Source organism: Janthinobacterium sp. OK676, assembly GCF_900103595.1.
In the GTDB taxonomy this organism is placed as follows: Bacteria; Pseudomonadota; Gammaproteobacteria; order Burkholderiales; family Burkholderiaceae_D; genus Janthinobacterium.
In genome coordinates this window covers 167730-188870 of sequence record NZ_FNHA01000001.1, presented here as the reverse complement: position 1 = coordinate 188870, position 21141 = coordinate 167730, and the positions used below count along the sequence as shown (strand labels likewise).

Genomic DNA, 21141 nt, shown 5'->3' with positions numbered 1-21141 from the left:
TCGTTTGAGTTCAACGGACGGTTTAATGGGCAAGATTCTGCGCAATGATCGCATCGGCCACCTTCTCCGCCTCGCCCACCGGCTGTTCCAGCGCCTTGGTAGTGTAGACGGTGGAGGCCACCATCGGCTGGTCCAGGGTCGCGCCTTCGCCATGGCTGGTATCGACCGTCACCGTGGTCGACAGGCCGATGCGCAGCGGGTGGGCGGCCAGTTCCTTGGGGTCGAGCGTGATGCGCACGGGCACACGCTGCACCACCTTGATCCAGTTGCCCGTGGCGTTTTGCGCCGGCAACAGGGAAAACGCGCTGCCCGTGCCGGCCGACATGCCCAGCACCTTGCCGTGGTACACCACCTTGCTGCCATATAGATCCGTTTCGATGGTCGCCGCCTGGCCCACGCGGATGTTGCGCAGTTCGGATTCCTTGAAGTTGGCGTCGACCCATAACTGGTCGAGCGGCACGATGGACATCAAGGGCGTGCCCGGCGTCACGTGCGTGCCCAGCTGCACGCTGCGCTTGGCCACGTAACCCGAGACGGGCGCGACCACGGCATTGCGGCGCACGGCCAGCCATGCCTGCAGCACGTCGCCCCTGGCGGACAAAATCGCCGGATGGCTGGCCAGGCGCACGCCGGCCACGCCCGATTTGGCGGACTCGGCCTGGCGCTGGGCCACGGCCAAGGCCGCTTTCGCGTCGTCGACGGCCTGTTTCGCATGGGCCAGGTCTTCGCCCGAGATCGTCTGGTCCGCGGCCAGCGGCGCACGGCGCGCCAGGTTGCCCTGCGCCGTGGCCAGCGCCAGGCGGCGCTGTTCGATGACGGCGTCGTACTGCGCCACATTCGCATAGCGTTCGCGCTCCTGGCGCACGACGTTGCCCAGGCGTGCCTCGGCCTGGCTCAGGGCCAGGTCCGCATCGATGGCGTTCAGGGTGATCAGCGGCGCGCCCGCCTTGACCATCTGCGTCTCGTCGGCGCGGATGGCGTCGACATTGCCCGTCACTTGCGCGGACAGGGTGACGAGGTTGCCGCCCACATAGGCGTTGTCCGTGACTTCTTCCTTGGCCAGCACCAGTTGGTAATAAACTGCCCAGGCCGCGCCGGCCACGAGGAAGGCGGCCGTGATGGCGATGAGGACGGCCTTGCGCTTGCCCGGCTGTTCGGTTGGGGTGGTCGTTGCTGTGGTATCGCTGCTCATGATGTCGTCCGTAATCGATGGTTATTGTTGTGCGGTGGCGTTGGCGGAAAAATCGCTGCTGCCCCGGTAGCCGCCGCCCAGTGCCACGCTCAGGCTGATTTCCGCGTCCTGGCGCTGGTTTTGCAGCTGCATGCCCAGGTCGACCTGGCCGCGCACGGTCATTTCCGCATTGAGTTGCGTGGCGCGGTCGGCCAGTCCCTGTTTCAGTCTGGCATTGGCGTTGCGCAGCTGCGCCTCGCTGGCGCGCAGGTTTTCCTGCTGCAGGCGCAGCTGGTTTTCCACGCCTTGCACCTTGGCGCCCGCTTGGGCCACGTCGCGCACGACATTGAAGACCCTTTGGTTGTAGTCGGCGATCAGTTCATTGCGTTCGCTGCGCGCGCCGGCAAGCTGCGCCTGCAGGCGGCCGCTGTCGAACAGGGGCAGGGACAGGGCCGGGCCGATGAACAGGGTGCGGCTGCCCGATTGCAGCAGCTTGCCCAGTTTTATCGCATCGAGGCCGAACGACGCTCCCAGGTCGATATCGGGGTAGAACGATGCCTGCGCCGCCTCGATATTGCTCATGGCCGCCTGGACCCGCCAGCGCGCCGCCTGCAGGTCGGGACGGCGCGCCAGCAATTCCATGCCCAGCTTGCCGGGCAGTGCGTGCGGCAGCGCCTGGGCTGCTTTCGGCTGCAGGCCGGCCAGTGCCGTGCTGTCCGCACCGAGCAGGGCGCGCAAGGCTTCACGTTCCGTGACGACCTGCGTTTCCAGCAGGGCAATTTGTTGCTGCAGCAGGCTCAAACGCGTTTGCGCGGACAGATGGTCGTCGCTGACGCCCAGGCCATGCGCGATGCGCTTTTCCTTGTCGTCCACCAGTTGCTGCTGCAACTGGACCAGCGCATGCAGGTTGTCCATGCGGGCCCAGCCATTTTGCATGCTGAAGTAGTGCCTGGCGATTTCGGCGGCCAGCATCTGTTCCGCCATCGCGTACTCGGCGCGGCGCGCGTTGACCTCGCCCAGGCTGGCGGCGATCTGCGCCTTGTGCTTGCCCCACCAGTCGAGATCGTAATGGGCTTGCACGCCCACGGTGAATTCATTGTAGTAATTGCCGCCGATGGGGGCGGGCATCAGGCCGTTGGCCGAATAGCGCTGGCGGCTGGCGCTGGCGTCCAGGTCCAGCCTGGGGCCGCGTTCCGCATGCCGGGCATCGAACGCGGACAGGGCCGAGCCGATGCGGGCATTCGCCACGTCCAGGCCGGGGCTGGCGGACAGGGCGTTGTCAATCAGCTGGTCCAGCTGAGCGTCCTGGAACTGGCGCCACCACTGGGCGGCGGGCCAGCCTTCGCTGGCCAGGTGGATGTCGGCCGCCAGTTGCGCCTTGGCCAGGTCTTGCTGCGGCAACTGTTGCGTGTCGGGCGGGATGCTGGCGCAGCCGGCCAAAGCCAGACTCAACGTCAATACGCGCAGGGAAAATTTCATAGGTGTGTGCATGAGGGTTATTCCATGGCCGCGTGGTCAACCACGACAGGCGCATTCTTCTTTGGTGGTTTGATCAGGAGCAAGAGCGGCAGCACGAGGATGGTCAGCCACATCATCAGCCAGAAGTCGTCGAGGTAGGCGATCATCGACGCCTGCCGCGTGATTTCGCCATTCAGCGCCGCCATGCCCGTGCTCGTGCCCAGGTCGAACACCTGGGCAATGCCGGGGTCGTGCAGGGCCGGGTTGGCGATGTTGATGTGTTCCGTCAGGGACGCATGGGCGATCTGCGTATTGCGCACCAACAAGGTCTGCACGAGGGCAATGCCGATGCTGCTGCCGATATTGCGCACCAGGCTGTAGATCGCCGTGCCTTCCGCCCGCATCTGCGGCGACAGGGTGGCAAACGTGGCCGCGCTCAGGGGCACGAAGACGAGGCCCAGGCCGATGCCCTGGATGATGCCGTTCCACACGACGGTCTTCGGCACGAGGTCCAGACTGAAATTGGCCATTTGCCACAGCGAAAACGCGGTAATCGAAAAGCCCACGCCCAGCAGGATGCGCGTATCGATTCTGCCCGTCAGCCTGCCGACGATCAGCATGGCCAGCATCGTGCCCAGGCCGCTGGGCGCCGTGACGAGGCCGGCGATGGCCGCCGGGTAATTCATCAAGCCTTGCAGCATCGACGGCGTCAGCGCGCGCGTGGCGAACAGCACCATGCCGACGATCAAGATGAACAGCAGACCGCTCACATAGTTGGAGTTTTTCAGCAGCCGGTAGTCGAGGAAGGACTTGCCGGCCGGGCGCAAGGCCGTGTGCGCAATGAAATAACAAAGGCTCATGGCCAGCACGATGGCTTCGATCCACGTTTCCGTCGAAGAAAACCAGTCGTTCTGCTCGCCCCGGTCCAGCAGCATCTGCAGCGCGCCGATCGACAGGCTCAAGGTGGCGAAGCCGAACATGTCAAAGCTCATGCGGCGGTTCGGCGGGTCCTTGCGGATGTAGCGCCAGATGCCATAGAAGGCCATGGCGCCGATGGGGATGTTGATGAAGAAGACCCAGCGCCAGCTGTAGCTGTCAGTCAGCCAGCCGCCCAGTGTCGGCCCCAGGATGGGGCCTATCATCACGCCCATGCCCCAGATGGCCATGGCCGAGCCGTGTTTCTCGCGTGGATTGATGTCGAGCAGCACCGCCTGCGACAGCGGCACCAACGCCGCGCCGAACACGCCCTGCAGCAGGCGCGCTGCGACGATCTCGGACAAGGTAGCGGACAGGCCGCACAGCACGGAGGCGAGTGTAAAGCCGGCCACGGACACGAGAAAGGTGTTTTTCTGCCCGAAGCGGTCACACAGCCAGCCCGTCAGGGGCGTGGCGATGGCGGCGGCGACAATAAACGAGGTCAATACCCAGGTGATCTGGTCTTGCGAGGCTGACAGGCTGCCTTGCATGTGGGGCAGGGCGACGTTGGCGATGGTGCCGTCGAGCGCCTGGATGATGGTGGCGAGCATGATCGAAACCGTGATCATGCGCCGGTTCAAGGTAGGGTCTTGCGAGGCGGGAAGGGGCGCTGCCGTCACGGAATTCACGCGAACTTCTCCGTCGCCGCTTGCAGCGCTTCTAGCAGCTCGGTGGCGGCCCGCAACTGGTCCGGATCGATGCCTTGCAGCAGTTCCTTGCGGAAGCCATCCGCTTCCTTGCGCACGGTGTCATACACCTGCATGCCCGCCTCGGTCAGCACGACGAGTTTTACTCTACGGTCCGTTTCCGATGGCTGGCGCTGCACGAAGCCCAATTTCACAAGCCGGTCCAGCATCGACACCATGGTGGGGTTTTCCACGCCCAGTTGATGGGCCAGCTCGCTTTGCGAGGGTGGCTGGGGCGACTTGGCGATCATGGCGATGCACATCCAGCTTGCTTGTCCCAGGTCCAGGTCTTTCAGGCGCCGGTCGATCGCATGGCGCCAGCCGCGCGCCGTCTTGTGGAGCGCGGCGGAAAAGCGCTCTTCGATAGAAGTCATAAGGTGAGTGATCTAATAGTTAGGGGTCTAACTAATATTCTAGCATGCCAGTTTCACAGGCGTACAGGCCTTCCCGTTTATCGGCGCCACTGGTACATTAACAGTCAGCCCATCACCATCAGGAGACAGCATGACGACGGAAAAACAGAAGCAGGACGGACAGCACCGCGACAGCAGCGACTTTGTCATCACGCAAACTTTCGACGCCCCACGCGATCTCGTGTTCCGCTCGTGGGTGGAGCCGGAACGTCTGGCGCAGTGGTGGGGACCGGTCGGCTTCGAACTGAGCGTGCTGGCGCTGGACCTCAAACCGGGCGGCGTTTTCCACTACGGTATGCGCGCCGACAATGGCTATGAGATGTGGGGCAAGTTTACTTACCAGGAGATCGAAGCGCCTGAACGCATCGTTTCCATCCTGTCGTTTGCCGACAAGCAGGGCAATGCCGTGCAGCATCCGGTCAGCGCTACCTGGCCGCTGGAATCGTTCAATGTCATGACCCTCACGGAAGAAAATGGCAAGACGACGATGACCTTGCGGTCGACGCCGCACAAGGCGACGGATGAGCAGCATGAGACTTTTGTGGAGGGGCATGAGTCGATGACGCAGGGGTTCAGGGCCACCTTCGCCCAGCTGGCCCAGTACCTAGCCCGTGTTCAGTAGAGTTATGTTGATCGCTGGTTATTAAAAACGGCGGGCCAGAGCCGCGGGCCTGAGAAAATGTCCATGGCTGCGTTGCTTGGGCTCGCCGTACATGCGTACTGTCTTCGCCCGCGCGCCTTGCCCTGGCCATTTTTCAGGCCCGCTGGGCCCGGGGAGCCTGGGTTTGAGGCGCGGGCGGGTTCATGCTCTCGTTGCCAGTTCGCGGTTGAGGGGCGTCAGCTTCCGCCCCATACCAGACTGTCGAAGGGGCTGTTCAGGCCCCGAACACAGTACTTTCAATCCAAACCCGTTCGCCCGGGTGATGCTCCTCGATAGTCGCAAGCGCCCCCTGAATCGTCGCTTGGTCGGCATCCGTGAAAGAGTACGTGAAACGAGTGACATTGCTGCGCTCAAGCTGCGCAAATTCTGCTTCTGACAATGCATCCGCGCTGCACCATACGGGAGTCTTGGTCGCCTCTGACGCATCCAAAATTTCTCGCAAACCTCGTGGGGTTAGTGCTAGGTACACCATGTCATCCTCGTTTTTTGATCCAAAAAGGCATAGCTGCCCCAAGGTCTGCTTCTGGCCGGTTGGTATCGTTCGCAGGTTCCGCCCGAAGCGGACAGATGGATTCGTTACACCGATGGTTGCGCATTTACGAACAGCACTACGTCAGAAACGGTACGCACTTTGTCGTAATACGGGTTGCGCTCGGTCTGTTCTAGCGATCTTCCGGCCCGCAAAGCAACGTCCACTATGAGATCGTCCACGTCATCGACATCCAAGCCTAAATCGCCCGTGAGCGAGTCCGATGCTCGCACTGGAAACGCGATGAACGGCCTAAGAAAAACTTGCAATTCCTGATGCACCGCGCGGATGATCCAGGTGTCGGTTTTTCTTTTGTCAAAACTGCGGGCGAAGTGGCATATCGATTCGCCTTCGCGGGCGTAAGCCAGGGTTTGAAGGCGATGCTTTTCACGCCGATTCAAAACGGTGGTCCAGACATAAAAAACACAGACCAAAGTACCGGTAACGCCCAAAATCCGAGCAGATGACGCGTAAATAAAGTACCCGAACCCGACTGCTACCACGATCAGGAACACCTTCAGCGAGATGACAGGCCGTTTGGCATGCTGCGCCATTTGCCTTGACGGCAGCCGTGTTGCTTCCATTGCTACTCCTTTTATGCCTCGTCATGATTATTCATCGTCCGCTTCTGGCCGGTTGCAGTCATCTGCAGGTTCCGCCCCGAAGCAGACATAGATCTGACGCATTCGACATATGCCACCGCAGCCGATTAAGCGTCGTGATAAACAACGCCGTATGTGTCGAACATAGCTCCAGCTAGCTCGACCATGCTTAAGCCGCTGCGCTCCCAAAAAAACAGAAAGTATTCCAACTTGTCGTAAGGTGCTTCAGCGTCCATGCCGTGCAGCGCACAAATCGTGGTTCTGATACGCAACACCTCAGGGTCATCCGACATATCGCGTCCTCGGATGGTCTCCCAAAGCCTCACCCGGACAGCTAAGGCCTCGCTATCCGTTGCCGAGCCCTCAAGATATCGTTTAGCAGCCAAAACAGAAGACTGCGCGGTAACGGGTAGACATTCGATCACCCGAGCCAGGGCGTTAACCATAAAGCGTTGAGCATCACCGTGCGCTACCGGATCATCCAGATCAACGGTGGATGAAATAACATCAAAAGGATCACGGTGAGACATGCTGACTTTCTGAGTAAAGCTTAATTGGTCAATTGCCGACTGTCCGCTGCTGGCCGAAGGCTGCCGTTAGCAAGCTACGCTCCGGCGCAGACTTTAGCAGAAAATCTCATGGTCACGGCCAGCCGTCAAGATCCGCCTTTGACGGGTCAAAGTTATCCCCCTCAATTTCCAGGATAAACTCATATGGTGATGAGGGCGCGAATTCGGAACGAAGAAAAAAAACACAATCGCCCACGAGTGCTTTATCCAGGCGAGCTTCCATCAGTTGCGCTAACTAACTGATGGATTTCACTGATAGGTCCGGCTATCCAGTGATCAGTAATTTCTGTGGTCGGCCAAGTTCCAATTTCAAGAGATTTGTACGGTCCGAAGTGTTCGTGTTCCGAAACAATCCTATTGCGTGGGTTGGCGGCATATGCGCGTATCGCCTCGGCGAATTGTCGAAGTCCAGCTTTGTGGCCTCGCAATCGCCATTCTTTGAGATCGTCATCTCTCTCATGGAAAAAACCAAGCTCAAGCCATTCGCGCTGGGTCATTGCATTGATTTTTGTGCTTGGCATATCATTCCTATGAGACGGCTCCTGGCCGCTTTCCGCGTGGGCCAATAATAGCAGTATGACTAAAGGCGCATTCCCAGCCAGATCACCGATTCCGTGGCGCCGGATACCATAGCGCTCAGCATGCGTCCGAACATCCCGCTGCCTTGCGCGTAGATGGATGCCTGGTCGTGATGTTCCTGCTCGTCCCTGAGGATTGCTTTAATGGCGCCAGCCGCATCATCGTCGTCGCTCAACATAGTGAGTTGGTGCCGCAGGTGCTGCAGGACCACCCGTTCGACGGCCACGGTGGTCAGCGAGATCGCGCGCGCACCGCACAGCCCCGTGGCGATGCCCAGCGCATAGCCACCCGCCGCACACAGGGAATAGCTGCGGCAGCGCGGCAAGCCACGGCGTTCGAGAACGTCATGAAATATCGTCCTGTGCTCCTGCTCATGCGCCCTGAAGGCCCGCAGTTCCGGCACGAGATGGCTTGCGGTCAAACGGGCGACGAAGATCTGGCCGGTATAAATGCTGATGGCACCTTGCTCTCCCGCATGGTTTACCTTCATCGCCCGGTTCGAAAATTGCGTATTCGCATGCATTGATCAATTGTCTTATTGGTTCTGATCGCCCGCCATCCCCAGCATCTGCCGAATCACGGGCAAAATCATCTTCCAGGCATTCGACGTCGCCGCAATCTCGTCATAATGGCTGGCTCCGGGCAAGATCAGCACCTCCGCATGGTCGCCAGCTAGCTTGGCCCTGGCCGCGTAGTCGTGCGCGACGCGGGGAGGGGAGATGGTGTCGAGTTCTCCCGTGGCCAGGACGGTGCGGCTGCCGTTGGGGATCAGGTCGGCGGCGTTGGTGTCGCTGTAGATGTCGGGGCGCTCAGTGCTGGGCTGGCCTGCCAGCTGGGCGATGTCGCGCTCGCAGCTGGTCTTGATCAGGTCTTTCTCATGGCGCAGGTCGGCCAGGCCGCCCAGGCTGACAATGTTTTTGACCGGCAGATAGTTGTCGCGGTACAGGGGGCTGGTCTTCGGCAGTTTTTCCCTTCCGGCGATCCATTGCACCAGCTGGCCGCCGGCCGAGTGGCCCATGGCGACGATGCGGTTCACGTCCAGCTGGTACCGGGGCGCGTGCTGCCGCAGGCTGTCGAGCGCCGCGTGCATGTCTTCGTAGGTGCCCGGGTAGCCGCCGCCCGGCTCGTCCACCCGGCGGTACTCCACATTCCACACGGCGATGCCTTGTGCGACGAGGGCGCCGGCCACGTTGCGCATCTGCTTGATGCCGCCGAAGGCCACCGTCCAGCAGCCGCCATGCACGAGCACGACGACGGGGAACGGTCCCTTGCCTTCGGGCTTGAACAGCTGCGCGTATTGCGACGGCGCGGGGCCATAGGCGATCTGCGCCGTGGGCGGTGGGCCGTTCAGGGCCAGGTAGTCGTCCAGGCTCATGGGGGCGGCGACGGCGCCGTGGGCAGAGGCGAGCAAGGCGGTGGCGATCAGGGAGGACGGCAAGGAGGTAGGCATGCTGGGATTCGCTTGAGAAGAGAGCAACACTTTAGCATAGGGCCGCATGGGGGCGGAGATCAAGCGATGCACTGTTTTCCTCCTGCGGGAGGGTTGCCCCATGGTATATTCCGGGCATCAGTTTTCCCCATATGGACACGGTGCAAGCAAACAACATCCTTTCATTGCTGGACGCCGAGCATAGTGCGCTGGGCAGCATCGCGGCAGGCGCCGGCCTGGCCCATGCATTGGAGCATTTGTTGCTGGCGCTGCAAGCGCTGGCCGACGGCGGCGCACATGGCTGCCTCGTGCTGATCGACGAGTCCGACCGCTTCTGCGGCTTGTCCGCGCCCAGCTTGCCGCAAGACCTGTGCCTGGCCTTGCGCCATGGCGGCGAACAGCCTTCCCCGTTAGGCACGGCGGCCTTTTCCGGCGCGCCCGTGTATTGCGGCGACATCACGCGCGACGTGCACTGGAGCGCGGGACGCAAGGAAGCCTTGTTGCACGGCTACCGTGCATGCTGGGTCGCCCCCGTGTTTGGCGCCAAAGGCCATATCCTCGGCGTGCTGGGCCTGTTTTTCCAGGCGCCATGCCATCCCACGCAACCGGAGATCGAATTGCTGGCGCTGGCCGCGCGCGTGGCCGCGCATGTGATCGAGCGGGGCCAGCTGGAACAGGCGCTGCACGAGAGCCGCGAACACTTTCATTACGCCATCGAACTCAATACGCAAGTGCTGTGGACGGCCGACGTCGACGGCAAGCTCGATTATGTGGCGCAGCGCTGGCGCGAATGGACGGGCTGCAACGGCCTGGGCGACAACTGGCTGGACGCCATCCACCCCGAGGACGTGCCCCGTGTCCTGGCGGCGTGGAGCGAGGCGGTGGGCAGCGGCCAGCCGCTGGACCAGGAAATGCGCGTGCGCCTGCAGGACGGCCAGTATCGCTGGGTGCATTCGCGCGCGTATTGCCGGCACGACGAGCGGGGCCAGGCCGTGAAATGGTATGGCTCGTGCGAGGATATCGACGAACACTGGCAGGCGCGCAATGCCTTGCTCGACAGCGAAGCGCAGTTCCGTTCGCTCGCCTCCACCATGCCCAACCAGGCCTGGCTGGCGCATGGCAACGGCACCACTTACTGGGTCAACGAACAGGTCTGCGAATACACGGGACAATCGCTGAAGTCGCTCGTCACCAGCGGTTTTCGCCACTGCGTGCATCCGGACGACGTGCAGCCCACGCAGAAAAGCTGGGACCAGGCCGTCGCCACGGCCAGCGCCTATGAATGCGAATTTCGCATGCGCCGCGCCAGCGACGGCGCCTACCGCTGGTTCCTCGCGCGCGCCTTGCCCCTGTTCGACGAGGCGGGAAAGGTGCTGCGCTGGGTGGGCACGAATACGGACGTGCAGGAACAGAAGAACGTGCTGGAAAAGATGGCCTACCTGAATTCCTCGCTGGAAGTGGAAATGGCCAACCGCACGGCGGACCGCGACCGCATGTGGCGGCTGTCGACCGACATCATGCTGGTGGCCGACCTGTCCGGCATGATCATCGCCGTCAACCCCGCCTGGAGCAAGATCCTCGAGCGCCCGGAAGTCGAATCGCTGGGCATGGACTTCATCAGCCTCGTGCATCCCGACGACCGCATGGCGGCCCTGCAGGATTTGTCGCGCCTGGCCCACGGCGCACCCACCTTGCGCATGGAAAACCGTTACCGGCGCCGCGATGGCGGCTACCGCTGGATATCCTGGACGGCCGTGCCGGCGCAAAAGCTGATCCACGCCATCGGCCGCGACGTCACCGATGAAAAAGAGGCGCGGCTGGCGCTGGTGCGCAGCGAGCAAGCTTTATTGCAGGCGCAAAAACTGGAATCGATCGGCAAGCTGACGGGCGGCGTGGCCCACGATTTCAATAACGTCCTGCAGATCATTTCCGGCAATTTGCAGTTGCTGAAACTGACGGTGGCCGACAATCCCCAGGCGGCCCGCCGCCTCGATTCGGCTGCCTCGGCCGTCGAGCGGGGCGCCAAGCTGTCGTCGCAACTGCTGGCCTTTGCGCGGCGCCAGCCGTTGAAACCGCTGGTGACGGACCTGGGCCGCTTGTTGCGCCGCATGCATGAGCTGATCCGCCGCGCACTGGGCGAGGCGATTAGCGAGGAAACCTTCATCAGCGAAGGCCTCTGGCATACCCTGGTCGACCCGAACCAGATGGAAAACGTGCTGCTGAACATGGCCATCAATGCGCGCGACGCGATGGACAAGGGCGGACGCCTGACTTTTACCTTGAGCAACGTCACGCTCGACGCCGCCTATGCGAGCCAGCATGCGGACGTGCTGGAAGGGCAATACGTGCTGTTGACCATTACCGACACGGGCCATGGCATGGAGCGCGACGTGATCGACCAGATCTTCGAGCCCTTCTTCACCACCAAGCGCGAAGGCGAGGGCACGGGCCTGGGCCTGTCGATGGCCTACGGCTTCATCCGCCAGAGCGCGGGCCACATCAAGGTGCGCAGCGCGCCCGGCGCCGGCACGACGTTCAAGATATACCTGCCCCGTTCGCTGGAAAAGCTGGCCGAACCGCCGCCCAGCCTGACGGGCCCCGTACTGGGCGGCGGCGAGACCATCCTCGTCGTGGAAGACGATGCGCCCGTGCAGCACACGGTGGTCGACATGCTGCGCGGCCTCGGCTACGACGTGCTGCATGCGGACGACGGCGCTTCGGCCCTGGCCCTGCTGGGCACGGGCGTGGCCATCGACCTGCTGTTTACGGACGTGGTCATGCCGGGACCCGTCAGCAGCAAGCAGCTGGCGCAGCAGGCCAGGCTGCTGCTGCCGGAGCTGGCCGTATTGTTTACCTCGGGCTACACGCACAACGCCATCATGCAGGGCGGGCGCCTGGACCCGGGCGTGGAACTGCTCAGCAAACCCTACCAGCGCGAAGACCTGGCGCGGCGCATCCGCCATGTGCTGGCCGACCGGCGCCTCGTGGGTGCGCCGGACCCGTCCGGCCGGCGCATCCTGCTGGTGGAAGACAATGACGATGCGCGCGAAATGACGACGGAAATGCTCAATATGCTGGGCCATACCGTACATGGCGTGGCCAGCGCGGAAGCGGCCATGCCGCTGTTGGCCATGCCCGGCCTGGACGTGCTGGTGACGGATATCAGCCTGCCCACCATGTCGGGCCTGGAACTGGCGCGCCATGCGCGCGCGCACTGGCCGCAGCTGGACGTGGTGTTTGCTTCCGGGCACGACTGGGGCGCCAGCCTGATGCACGATGCCAGCGCACGCTTCCTGCGCAAGCCGTTTGGCCTGGAAGAACTGGCCAGCGCACTGAAGGCGCGCCGGCTCGACGTCTATTAGCTTGGTGTTTACTCGGTTGGCGCGAGCAAGGCTTGCTGCAATTGCTTGACGGTAAATGGTTTCACCAGGAAGCGCGCCTGCGGGTCCAGCACGCCGGAATTGGCCGGCGCATGGCCGGTGGAAAACACGACTTCCAGCTGCGGATAGTCGCGCGCCGCCAGCTCGGCCAGCTCGGCGCCCGACATGCGCGGCAGACTGATATCGGTCAGCAGCAAGTCCAGTCCCGGCGTGCCCAGCAGGGGCAAGGCTTCCTCGGCCGTGCCCACGGCCAGCACCGTATGGCCCAGCATGGCCAGCAATTCGCTCGTCATGGCGCGCGCATCCGCATTATCTTCCACCAATAAAATATGGCGTCCCGCCGGCTGCACGGGTGCTGCAGGTTGCGGCGCCAGCTGTGCCCGGTATTGATGCAGGGCCGTCACGTGGCGGCCGTTGGCCAGCAGGTGGCGGATGCGCCGCGCCAGGTCTTCGCGCCGGTACGGCTTGCTCAACAACTCCACGCCCGGTTCCAGCCGGCCGCCCTGCATCATGGCGTCCTGCGTATAGCCCGAGGTAAACAATACGGCCAGCTGCGGCAGCAGCACGCGGGCCTGGCGGGCCAGCGCCGTGCTGGCCACCTTGCCCGGCATCACCACGTCCGTAAACAGCAGGTCGATGGGCACGCCGCTGCCGATGACGGCCAGCGCGCTTTCGCCATCGCTGGCGCGCAGCACGACGTAACCGAGGCCGCGCAACATGTCGACCACCGTCGTCTGCACATGCACGTCGTCTTCCACGACGAGGATGGTTTCCTTGCCGCCCAGCACGGGGCCGTCCAGCTGCAGCGGCAGCTCCGTTTCCGCTTCGAGCGAGCGCGGCAGATAGATGCGGAAGGTGCTGCCATGGCCCGGCAAGCTGTCCACCGTCAGGTGGCCGCCGCTCTGGCGCAGGAAGCCGTAGGCCATGGACAGGCCCAGGCCCGTGCCTTCGCCTTCCTTCTTGGTCGTGAAGAACGGTTCGAAAATCTTGTCCAGCAGCTCGGCGGGAATGCCCGTGCCCGTATCCGAGACGGCCAGTTGCACGTAATCGCCGGGCGCCACGTCCGCATGGAGGGCCGCGTAGTCGCTGCCCAGCACGATGTTGCTCAGTTCAATGGTCAGCTGACCCTGGCCATCCATGGCGTCGCGCGCATTGATGGCCAGGTTGAGGATGACGTTTTCCAGCTGGTGCGGGTCGACCAGGGCGCACCAGCAGTCGTCGGCCAGCAGCCAGCGCGTCTCGATGGTTTCGCCCGTGGCGCGCCGCAGCAGCTCTTCCGTTGCGCGCAACAGCTGCGCCAGGTCCGTCACCAGCGGTTTCAAGGGCTGGCGCCGCGCAAAGGCCAGCAGTTGGGCCGACAGCTTGGCGCCCCGGTCCACGGCGGCCGAGGCGCTGGCGATGCGCTTGGCGGCCTGCGGATCGTTGTCCAGGCTCAGCTGCAGCAGTTGCAGATTGCCCGAGATAATTTGCAGCACGTTATTGAAATCATGGGCCACGCCGCCCGTCAGCTTGCCCAGCGCTTCGAGCTTTTGCGATTGCAGCAGGGCCATCTCGCTGTGGCGCAACGATTCCTGCATGCGGCGCAGGGTGTTTTGCGCTTCTTTTTCCACCGTGACGTGGCGCCCGGTGGCAAATATCAGGTCGCCTTCGATGGCCGCCACCCACGATAGCCAGCGGTGGCCGCCATCGCGGTGCCGGTAGCGGTTTTCAAAGCTGGGCAGGGCATCTTGCGCCACCTGCGCCAGCGCCTGGCGCGTGGCGGCGGCATCCTCGGGCAGGACGAAATCGAACAGGCTGCGACCCAGCATTTCCTCGGGTAGCCAGCCCAGGATGGCGCCGGCGGCCGGGTTGACGGCGGTAAAGCAGCCTTCCGCATCGATGGCCACCATCAGGTCTTGCGCGCTGCGCCACAGGCGCTCGCGCTCGCTGTTGCGCGCGGCCAGTTCCGCTTCCAGCTTCTTTTCCACGGTAATGTCGCGCGCGCTGCAATATACCTTTTCGCCTTCGGGCACGGCTACCCACGACAGCCAGTGCCAGCCGCCCAGCTTGTGACGGTAGCGGTTCTCGAAGCGCAGCGCCGGCTGTCCCTGGTTGGCGGCATCCCAGGCCGCATAGGTGCGCGGCAAGTCGTCCGGGTGGATCAGTTCAAAGAATTTCGTCGTGCGGATTTCTTCCGTCGACCAGCCCAAGGTGGCTTGCCAGGCGGGGTTCGAATGCTCGAAATAGCCGTCGAGGTTGAGCACGCCCAGCAGATCGGGGCTGACGTTCCAGGTGCGGCCGAATTCGCGCGTGCGCTCGGCCACCTGCGTTTCCATGCTGGCAGTCAGGGCATGCAGACGCGCTTCCGCCTGGGCCCGCAAAATGGTCGACCACACGCGCTCCGATACTTGCACGGCCAGTTCGATCTCGTCCGCATGCCACAGGCGCGCCGCGCTGCTGTGCACGACGAACAGGGCCGCCAGCCGGCCATCCTTGGCAATGGGAATGTTCAGGAAGGCACGGATGCCCAGGCGCGCGAACGTGGCCAGCGCGGCCGGCATGGCCGTGCGCGGGTCGCTGGCCACGTCGCTGACGGCCAGCGCCTGGCCGGCGGCCAAGGCATCGGCCAGGCGGGCGGCATAATCGCCGAGGAAATATTCGCCGGCGGCGCCCGGCGCCAGGCCGTCGCTCCACGCATGCTGCAGGGTGGGCGATTGCAGGGTCTGGTCGATATCGAAACAGGCCACTTGCTGGGCGCCCAGGCGCTGTCCCAGCAGCTGTGCCGACAGCGAGAGGATGTCTCCCGTGTCTTGCAGCAGGCGCAGCCGGCGTTCCAGTTGCAGCAGAAAGGCGACGCCGCTGGCGCCGGCCTGGCTGCGGTGGGCGGGTGTGCTGCTCATGGGGGCCTCAGCTGCCGGCCAGCGGCAGGGTGACGCTGAACAGGGCGCCATTGCCGGGCTGGCTTTGCAGGGTGATGGCGCCGCCATGCGCGTCGACCAGCTGCTTGGTGATGAACAGGCCCAGGCCCAGGCCACCCGTGCGGTCCTGGTGCATGACGCGCTCGAAGGCGTCGAAGATGCGTTCCTGGTCGCGCGCGTTGATGCCGATGCCATGGTCGCGCACTTCGATGACGGCGCTGTTCTGCGTGTGGGCCAGGCTGATTTCCACGGGCTGGCCCTGGCCATAGCGTACGGCATTGCTGATCAGGTTGACGACGATCTGTTCGACGCGGAAGGCGTCCCAGTAACCCTCGATGGGCTCGAAGGCCATCACTTCCAGCACGCTGCCCGCGGCGGCGGCATATGGGCCCAGGTCGTCCGCCACGCGGCGCACGAGGCTGGTCAGGTCGACGGCTTCGCGGCGAATCGACAGCTTGCCGCTGGTGATGCGCGACACGTCGAGCATGTCGTCGATCAGGCGCACCATGCTGCGAATCTGGCGTCCGTCGCGCGCCACCATCTTGCCCAGCTTGTCCGGCTCGAAAGCGGCCAGATTGCCCCGTTCCAGGTTGACGGTGCGCATCTGCGTTTCCAGGAACAGGGTGTTCAGGGGCGTGCGCAATTCGTGCGCCACCATGGACATGAATTCGTCGCGCAGGCGTAGCGAGCGCTGCAGTTCAGCTTGCGTGGCGCGCAATTCCCTCAATAACGCTTCCTGCTGCTGGCGGCTGTGCTCGAGCGCCTGCACCTGGCGCCGCGTCTCGCTGCGCTGCTGGTGCAGGGCAACGAAGACGTTGACCTTGCTTTGCACGGCATTGATGTCGAGCGGCTTGTGCAGGAAATCGACGGCGCCGCTTTCATAGCCCTGGAAGGCGAAATTCATTTCCTTGCCGGCCGCCGTGACGAAGACGATGGGGATGTGGCGCGTCTTTTCCGTGCCGCGCATCAATTGCGCCAATTCAAAACCATCCATTTCCGGCATTTGCACGTCGAGGATGGCCAGCGCGAAATCGTGCTCGAGCAGCAAGGCCAGCGCTTCTTCGCCGGACGAGGCCTGGTAGACGCTGCGGTCGCTCTCGCGTATCAGCGCATTGAGCGCGCGCAAGTTTTCCGGCAAGTCGTCGACGATCAATAGTTTGGTGCTCGTTTCATTCATCATGTTTCATTCCTGGCATGTGCCGTCCAGCGTAGTGGGAAGCGGCGTGCGACGGCGCACGCTTGCGGTAGAGCTTTTCGGGACCCGGCAATGGTTCGAAGTCGGCGGCAAAGCGCGTGAAATGCGTGCTTTCCTTGCTGCCCAGTCCCAGGAAGCCCCGGTGGCACAGCGAATCGTGGAACAGGCCCAGGGCCCGCTCCTGCAAGGTTTTATTAAAGTAAATCAGTACGTTACGGCACAAAATCAATTGCGTTTCAATAAACACGCTGTCCGTGGACAGGCTGTGGTCGGCAAAGTTGATGCTGTCGAGCAAGCGCTGCTGGAAACGCGCGGTGGCATGTTCGACCGTGTAATACTCGGCCAGTTCGCCCAGGCCGCCTGCGGCCAGGTAATTGGCGCCATATTCATCGAGCCGGTGCAGCGGATACACGCCGCGCGCGGCCGTGGCCAGCGCTTGCGGATTGATGTCGGTGGCGTAAATCGTGCTGCGCTCGAGCAAGCCTTCCTCGTGCAGCACGATGGCCAGCGACAGCGCCTCTTCGCCCGTGCAGCAGCCGGCCACCCAGATCGTCGGCGAGGGGTAGGTTTTCAGCACGGGCACCACGTGTTCGCGCAAGGCGAGGAAAAATGCGGGGTCGCGGAACATTTGCGTGACCGGCACGGTCAAAATCTGCAGCAGATCGCCAAAGGCGGCCGCGTCGTCCAGCACCAGTTGCTGCAGGGTCGGCACGTCGGTGCAGTGCAGACGCTCGAGCGCGTGATTGAGGCGGCGCCGCTGCGAGGGCAGGGAATAGTCGCGAAAATCATAGCTGTAGCGCTGGTACAGCGCTTCCATCAGCGCCTGCAGTTGCGCGTCGGTGCTGCGCTGGGACATCAGATGCGTTCCATCTTCGGCATCCACACGCGCAGCAGCGAATACAAACGGTCGAGGTCGATCGGCTTGGCCAGGTAGTCGGACGCGCCCGCCTGCAGGCATTCTTCCTGGTCATTCTTCATGGCCTTGGCGGTAATTGCGATGATGGGCAGCTTGTTGTAGCGGCCATCGGCGCGGATGAGGCGCGTCGCTTCCAGGCCATCCATGCCCGGCATCATGACGTCCATCAATACGAGATCGATATCGTCCACACTGTTGAGCTTGCTGATGGCTTCGAAGCCGTTGCGGCCGATTTCCACCACCACGCCTTTCTGTTCCAGCGCATTGGTCAGTGCAAAGATATTGCGCACGTCGTCGTCCACCAGCAATATCTTGCGCCCTTCAAACACGCGCTCGCGGCTGCGCACCTGCTGCAGCATGCCCTGGCGCTCGCTCGACAGTTCCGACTCCACCTTGTGCAGGAAGAGGGTGACTTCGTCGAGCAGGCGTTCGGGCGAGCGGGCGCCCTTGATGATGATGGAGCGCGAATACTTCATCAGGTCCGCTTCTTCCTCGCGGCTCAGGTTGCGGCCCGTGTAGACGATGACGGGCGGGAACGAGCACAGCTCTTCATGCTCCATGCGTTCGAGCAATTCATTGCCCTGGATATCGGGCAACTTCAAGTCGATGATCATGCAGTCGAAAATCTGCGTCTTCAGCAATTCCAGCGCCTGCTCGCCCAGCGCCACGGCCGTGATTTCCACGTCGTCGTCGCTGATCAGGTGCACCACGCTTTCGCGCTGGCGTTCGTCGTCCTCGACCAGCAGGATGCGCTTCATCTGCTGCGTGAACTTCGATTCGAGCTTGCGGAACACTTCCTTCAGCTGCTCGCGCGTGCGCGGCTTGGTGGCGTAGCCGATGGCACCCAGCTGCATGGCTTCCTGTACCTGGTCATTGCCGGAGACGATGTGCACGGGAATGTGGCGCGTCAGCGGGTTTTCCTTGAGCTGCTGCAAGACGAGCAAGCCAGGACGGTCCGGCAAGCCCATGTCGAGCAGGATGGCGTCGGGCAGGAACTCCTCGGCCAGGCGCAAGCCTTCGTCGGCGCCGTGCGCCACCAGGCAGCGGTATTGCATTTCATGCGCGAGGTCGAACAGGATGCCGGCAAACGACGGTTCATCCTCGATCACCAGCACGGAACGCTGGCCCGTCTTGACGGCCGGCACGCTATCGCGGTCATCGTCGAAGGTGGGCAGCGGCACGGGCTTGGCGGCGGGTACCGCCTTGGGCGCGGCGACGGCTGCGGGCGCTTGCGGCGTGGCGGCCGGCGCTGGCGCGGCTTGCGCCTCGCGTTCCGGCATGCTCTGCGGCAGTATCAATGTAAACGTGCTGCCCTGGCCCGGCGTGCTGGCCAGCTCGATGCTGCCGCCGAGCAAGGCGGCCAGGTCGCGCGAAATCGACAGGCCCAGGCCCGTGCCGCCATAGCGGCGGCTGGTGGTGCCGTCGGCCTGGTGGAAGGCGTCGAAAATCTTGTGCTGCTGGTCGTCGGCGATGCCGATGCCCGAATCCTGCACCTGGAAGCGCACCTGGCCGGCCGCACCGCTGCTGACGTGCAAGCTCACGGTGCCCGTATCGGTAAACTTGATGGCGTTCGACAGCAGGTTTTTCAGGATTTGTTCCAGGCGCTGGCGGTCGCTGACGAACGAGGGCGGGGTGTCCGGCGCCACCTTGACGTCAAAAACGAGTTTCTTTTGCTGTGCCTGGGCGCCGAACAGCATCTTCATGCTGCTGAGCAGCTCGTCAAAGGGCACGGCTTCCGACGTCAATTCCAGCTTGCCCGCCTCGACCTTGGAAATGTCGAGGATATCGTTGATGAGGGTGAGCAGATCGTTGCCGGCGGAATAAATGGTTTGCGCAAACGTCACTTGCTCCGGGGTCAGGTTGCCGTTGGTGTTGTCCGACAGCAGCTTCGACAGGATCAGCGAGCTGTTCAGCGGCGTGCGCAGCTCGTGCGACATATTCGCCAGGAATTCGGATTTATAGCGGCTGGCCCGCTGCAGCTCTTCCGCGCGGGCTTCCAGCTGGGCGTGCGCTTCGCCGATGGCCATGTTCTTCTGGTCCAGCGACAGCGCCTGCACGGCCAGCTGCTCGTTCGACTGTTCCAGCGCCGCCTTTTGTTCTTCCAGGTGGGCTTGCGACTGTTCCAGCACGCGCGACTGCTCGCCCAGCTCTTCATTGGCGGTGCGCAGCTCTTCCTGCTGCACTTCCAGTTCTTCATTCAGTTGCTGGGTTTCTTCCAGCATGTTTTGCAGGCGCTGGCGGTACAAGGCCGCTTCCAGCGAGGTGCCGACATTCGCGGCGACCAGGTTCAGCCATTCCTTGGCGCGGGCGCTGACGGGGTGCGTAAAGCCCAGCTCGATGACACCATTGACGACGCCTTCGTTGTTGACGGGCGCCAGGACCAGTTCCAGCGGTTTGCCGCGGCCCAGGCTCGACGTCACGGTCAGGTAATTCTCGGGTACTTGCTGCACATGCCTGAGGCGCTTTTCGCGCGCCGTCTCGCCCACCAGGCCTTCGCCCAGCTTGAACACCTGCTTTTCCTTCACGCCCTGTTCGTTGAAGCCGTACACGGCCGTGCGGCGCAGGCTGCCATCCTCGTCGACGACGTACAGGGTGGCGACGGCCACGTCGAGGCGGTGGGCCATGAAGTCCAGCACGTGCCGTCCCAGTTGCGGCAAGCCCAGCTGGCCGCTCGTGTGGGCCGCCAGTTCCGTCTGCCCCGTGCGCAGCCATGCCTGCTCCTGCAGCACGTCGTTATCCTTGCCGCGCTGGTCGAGTGCGTCGTTATAGATGTCGGACAGGCGCAGCAGTTCGCGCCGGCCCAGATAGGCGAGCAAGCCAGACAATCCCAGGCTGAGGACGAGGAACACGATGACTGCCAGCATGGTGCGGCTTTCGGCCGTATCGGCCCTTTCCTGGCGCAACCGCTGCTCCATGGACAGGAAGGCGAGGAATTCGCGGCGGATTTCATCGAATTCCAGCTTGCCCTCGCCCTGGCGCACGCGCGCGAGGAATTCCTGGTTGTTGCGGCGCTGGGCGATCACGCCTTCGGCGTAATCGAGCCACTGGCCTTGCAGCGCGCGGATGCGGCGCAAGCGGTCCACCTGGATGGAGCTGTCGGACACGAGTTCAAGCAGGGTGCTCATTTCGACGGCGATCTTCGCCTTGCCCGATTTGTACGGCGCCAGAAACGTTTCGTCGCCCGTCAGCAGGTAGCCGCGCATGCCCGTTTCCAGGTCGACCGACAGCTTCATGACTTCATTTGCATTGCCGATCACCCGCTCCGAATGCTCGACCGAGCGCAGGGCCGACAGCAGGTAGGCGATCAGGGCGACGAACACGAGGGCCGTGACGACCCCGATGACCAGCGGCAAGGTCACATTGCGGGCGAGGATGCGGCGAAAGCTGAAGGAATCGATCGGGGTCTTGGTATTCATTATGTCCGTGTAAGGCTGTCGCAAAAAAAGCAATTTTAATTGAAATGCAAGCTTTCTGGTATTGAAGCATGGCGTGCGCTAGCATAACAGCCTTGCGCTCAATTGCTGACGCATAAGCCCGTGCAAAGCGCGGCAACGCACAGATCAAAGTAGAGGGAAAATCAAGCCGCAGACGATTGATGCAGATCAAAGAGATTGGTTGTTGACATCCTAAGATGCAGGAGGTGGCGGCGTCCCCGGGGATGACCGCCGTGTGCGAACCCAA

Annotated in this window: 15 protein-coding genes; 2 read left to right on the top strand and 13 right to left on the bottom strand. The window is 63.0% G+C overall.

Annotated features, from left to right (window positions below):
• Nucleotides 1-22 precede the first annotated feature (22 nt).
• Genes BLU39_RS00865 through BLU39_RS00850 form a run of 4 tightly spaced genes read right to left on the bottom strand, consistent with a single transcriptional unit; the run spans nucleotide 23 to nucleotide 4664 of the window.
• A complete protein-coding gene (locus BLU39_RS00865; RefSeq protein WP_092708364.1) occupies nucleotides 23-1192 on the bottom strand; it encodes an HlyD/EmrA/EmrK family protein in 1170 nt (389 codons plus the stop codon).
• Nucleotides 1193-1213: 21 nt separating this feature from the next.
• Nucleotides 1214-2662 carry an efflux transporter outer membrane subunit gene (locus tag BLU39_RS00860; RefSeq protein WP_232731085.1) on the bottom strand — a complete coding sequence of 483 codons (1449 nt, stop codon included), beginning with the start codon at nucleotides 2660-2662 and terminating at the stop codon, nucleotides 1214-1216.
• A 5-nt stretch (nucleotides 2663-2667) separates the two neighbouring features.
• Complete coding sequence (locus BLU39_RS00855) at nucleotides 2668-4173, bottom strand: DHA2 family efflux MFS transporter permease subunit (RefSeq protein ID WP_092708358.1); 1506 nt, start codon at nucleotides 4171-4173, stop codon at nucleotides 2668-2670.
• 56 nt (nucleotides 4174-4229) lie between these two features.
• Nucleotides 4230-4664, bottom strand: a complete 435-nt coding sequence (locus BLU39_RS00850) for a MarR family winged helix-turn-helix transcriptional regulator (RefSeq protein ID WP_092708355.1) — start codon at nucleotides 4662-4664, stop codon at nucleotides 4230-4232.
• A gap of 130 nt (nucleotides 4665-4794) precedes the next feature.
• On the opposite strand from BLU39_RS00850, the gene BLU39_RS00845 reads away from it, so the two are divergent.
• Nucleotides 4795-5325 carry an SRPBCC family protein gene (locus tag BLU39_RS00845; protein ID WP_092708352.1) on the top strand — a complete coding sequence of 177 codons (531 nt, stop codon included), beginning with the start codon at nucleotides 4795-4797 and terminating at the stop codon, nucleotides 5323-5325.
• A gap of 615 nt (nucleotides 5326-5940) precedes the next feature.
• On the opposite strand, the gene BLU39_RS00835 is transcribed toward BLU39_RS00845, so the two are convergent.
• The 5 genes from BLU39_RS00835 to BLU39_RS00815 all read right to left on the bottom strand — a co-directional run bounded on the left by BLU39_RS00835 (nucleotide 5941) and on the right by BLU39_RS00815 (nucleotide 9093).
• A complete protein-coding gene (locus tag BLU39_RS00835; RefSeq protein ID WP_232731084.1) occupies nucleotides 5941-6477 on the bottom strand; it encodes a hypothetical protein in 537 nt (178 codons plus the stop codon).
• Nucleotides 6478-6602: 125 nt separating this feature from the next.
• A complete protein-coding gene (locus BLU39_RS00830) occupies nucleotides 6603-7025 on the bottom strand; it encodes a hypothetical protein (protein ID WP_139178090.1) in 423 nt (140 codons plus the stop codon).
• Between the two features lie 242 nt (nucleotides 7026-7267).
• A complete protein-coding gene (locus BLU39_RS28035; RefSeq protein ID WP_139178088.1) occupies nucleotides 7268-7585 on the bottom strand; it encodes a hypothetical protein in 318 nt (105 codons plus the stop codon).
• Nucleotides 7586-7644: 59 nt separating this feature from the next.
• Complete coding sequence (locus tag BLU39_RS00820) at nucleotides 7645-8166, bottom strand: demethoxyubiquinone hydroxylase family protein (RefSeq protein WP_092708340.1); 522 nt, start codon at nucleotides 8164-8166, stop codon at nucleotides 7645-7647.
• 12 nt (nucleotides 8167-8178) lie between these two features.
• A complete protein-coding gene (locus BLU39_RS00815) occupies nucleotides 8179-9093 on the bottom strand; it encodes an alpha/beta hydrolase (RefSeq protein ID WP_092708337.1) in 915 nt (304 codons plus the stop codon).
• Between the two features lie 140 nt (nucleotides 9094-9233).
• Here BLU39_RS00815 and BLU39_RS00810 point away from each other — a divergent pair, with 140 nt between their 5' ends.
• Nucleotides 9234-12434: a PAS domain-containing protein gene (locus tag BLU39_RS00810; RefSeq protein ID WP_232731083.1), complete on the top strand. Its 3201-nt coding sequence runs from the start codon at nucleotides 9234-9236 to the stop codon at nucleotides 12432-12434.
• A gap of 8 nt (nucleotides 12435-12442) precedes the next feature.
• Here the strand turns inward: BLU39_RS00810 and BLU39_RS00805 are convergent, their stop codons facing one another.
• Genes BLU39_RS00805 through BLU39_RS00790 form a run of 4 tightly spaced genes read right to left on the bottom strand, consistent with a single transcriptional unit; the run spans nucleotide 12443 to nucleotide 20876 of the window.
• Nucleotides 12443-15331, bottom strand: coding sequence for a hybrid sensor histidine kinase/response regulator (locus BLU39_RS00805; protein ID WP_175539176.1), 2889 nt, complete (start codon nucleotides 15329-15331; stop codon nucleotides 12443-12445).
• A gap of 7 nt (nucleotides 15332-15338) precedes the next feature.
• Nucleotides 15339-16529, bottom strand: coding sequence for a hybrid sensor histidine kinase/response regulator (locus tag BLU39_RS00800; RefSeq protein ID WP_232731082.1), 1191 nt, complete (start codon nucleotides 16527-16529; stop codon nucleotides 15339-15341).
• Nucleotides 16519-17400, bottom strand: coding sequence for a CheR family methyltransferase (locus BLU39_RS00795; protein WP_092708328.1), 882 nt, complete (start codon nucleotides 17398-17400; stop codon nucleotides 16519-16521). The genes BLU39_RS00800 and BLU39_RS00795 overlap by 11 nt, the downstream gene beginning before the upstream one ends.
• Nucleotides 17400-20876, bottom strand: a complete 3477-nt coding sequence (locus BLU39_RS00790; RefSeq protein WP_092708325.1) for a response regulator — start codon at nucleotides 20874-20876, stop codon at nucleotides 17400-17402. Before BLU39_RS00790 ends, BLU39_RS00795 begins: the two co-directional genes overlap by 1 nt.
• Nucleotides 20877-21141: the final 265 nt, after the last annotated feature.

Coding starts and splice junctions, on each gene's coding strand:
- BLU39_RS00795 (WP_092708328.1), bottom strand. CDS start 17,400: ATGTCCCAGCGCAGCACCGACGCGCAACTGCAGGCGCTGATGGAAGCG.
- BLU39_RS00860 (WP_232731085.1), bottom strand. CDS start 2,662: ATGCACACACCTATGAAATTTTCCCTGCGCGTATTGACGTTGAGTCTG.
- BLU39_RS00830 (WP_139178090.1), bottom strand. CDS start 7,025: ATGTCTCACCGTGATCCTTTTGATGTTATTTCATCCACCGTTGATCTG.
- BLU39_RS28035 (WP_139178088.1), bottom strand. CDS start 7,585: ATGCCAAGCACAAAAATCAATGCAATGACCCAGCGCGAATGGCTTGAG.
- BLU39_RS00820 (WP_092708340.1), bottom strand. CDS start 8,166: ATGCATGCGAATACGCAATTTTCGAACCGGGCGATGAAGGTAAACCAT.
- BLU39_RS00865 (WP_092708364.1), bottom strand. CDS start 1,192: ATGAGCAGCGATACCACAGCAACGACCACCCCAACCGAACAGCCGGGC.
- BLU39_RS00845 (WP_092708352.1), top strand. CDS start 4,795: ATGACGACGGAAAAACAGAAGCAGGACGGACAGCACCGCGACAGCAGC.
- BLU39_RS00790 (WP_092708325.1), bottom strand. CDS start 20,876: ATGAATACCAAGACCCCGATCGATTCCTTCAGCTTTCGCCGCATCCTC.
- BLU39_RS00815 (WP_092708337.1), bottom strand. CDS start 9,093: ATGCCTACCTCCTTGCCGTCCTCCCTGATCGCCACCGCCTTGCTCGCC.
- BLU39_RS00850 (WP_092708355.1), bottom strand. CDS start 4,664: ATGACTTCTATCGAAGAGCGCTTTTCCGCCGCGCTCCACAAGACGGCG.
- BLU39_RS00800 (WP_232731082.1), bottom strand. CDS start 16,529: ATGATGAATGAAACGAGCACCAAACTATTGATCGTCGACGACTTGCCG.
- BLU39_RS00855 (WP_092708358.1), bottom strand. CDS start 4,173: ATGATCACGGTTTCGATCATGCTCGCCACCATCATCCAGGCGCTCGAC.
- BLU39_RS00835 (WP_232731084.1), bottom strand. CDS start 6,477: ATGGAAGCAACACGGCTGCCGTCAAGGCAAATGGCGCAGCATGCCAAA.
- BLU39_RS00805 (WP_175539176.1), bottom strand. CDS start 15,331: ATGAGCAGCACACCCGCCCACCGCAGCCAGGCCGGCGCCAGCGGCGTC.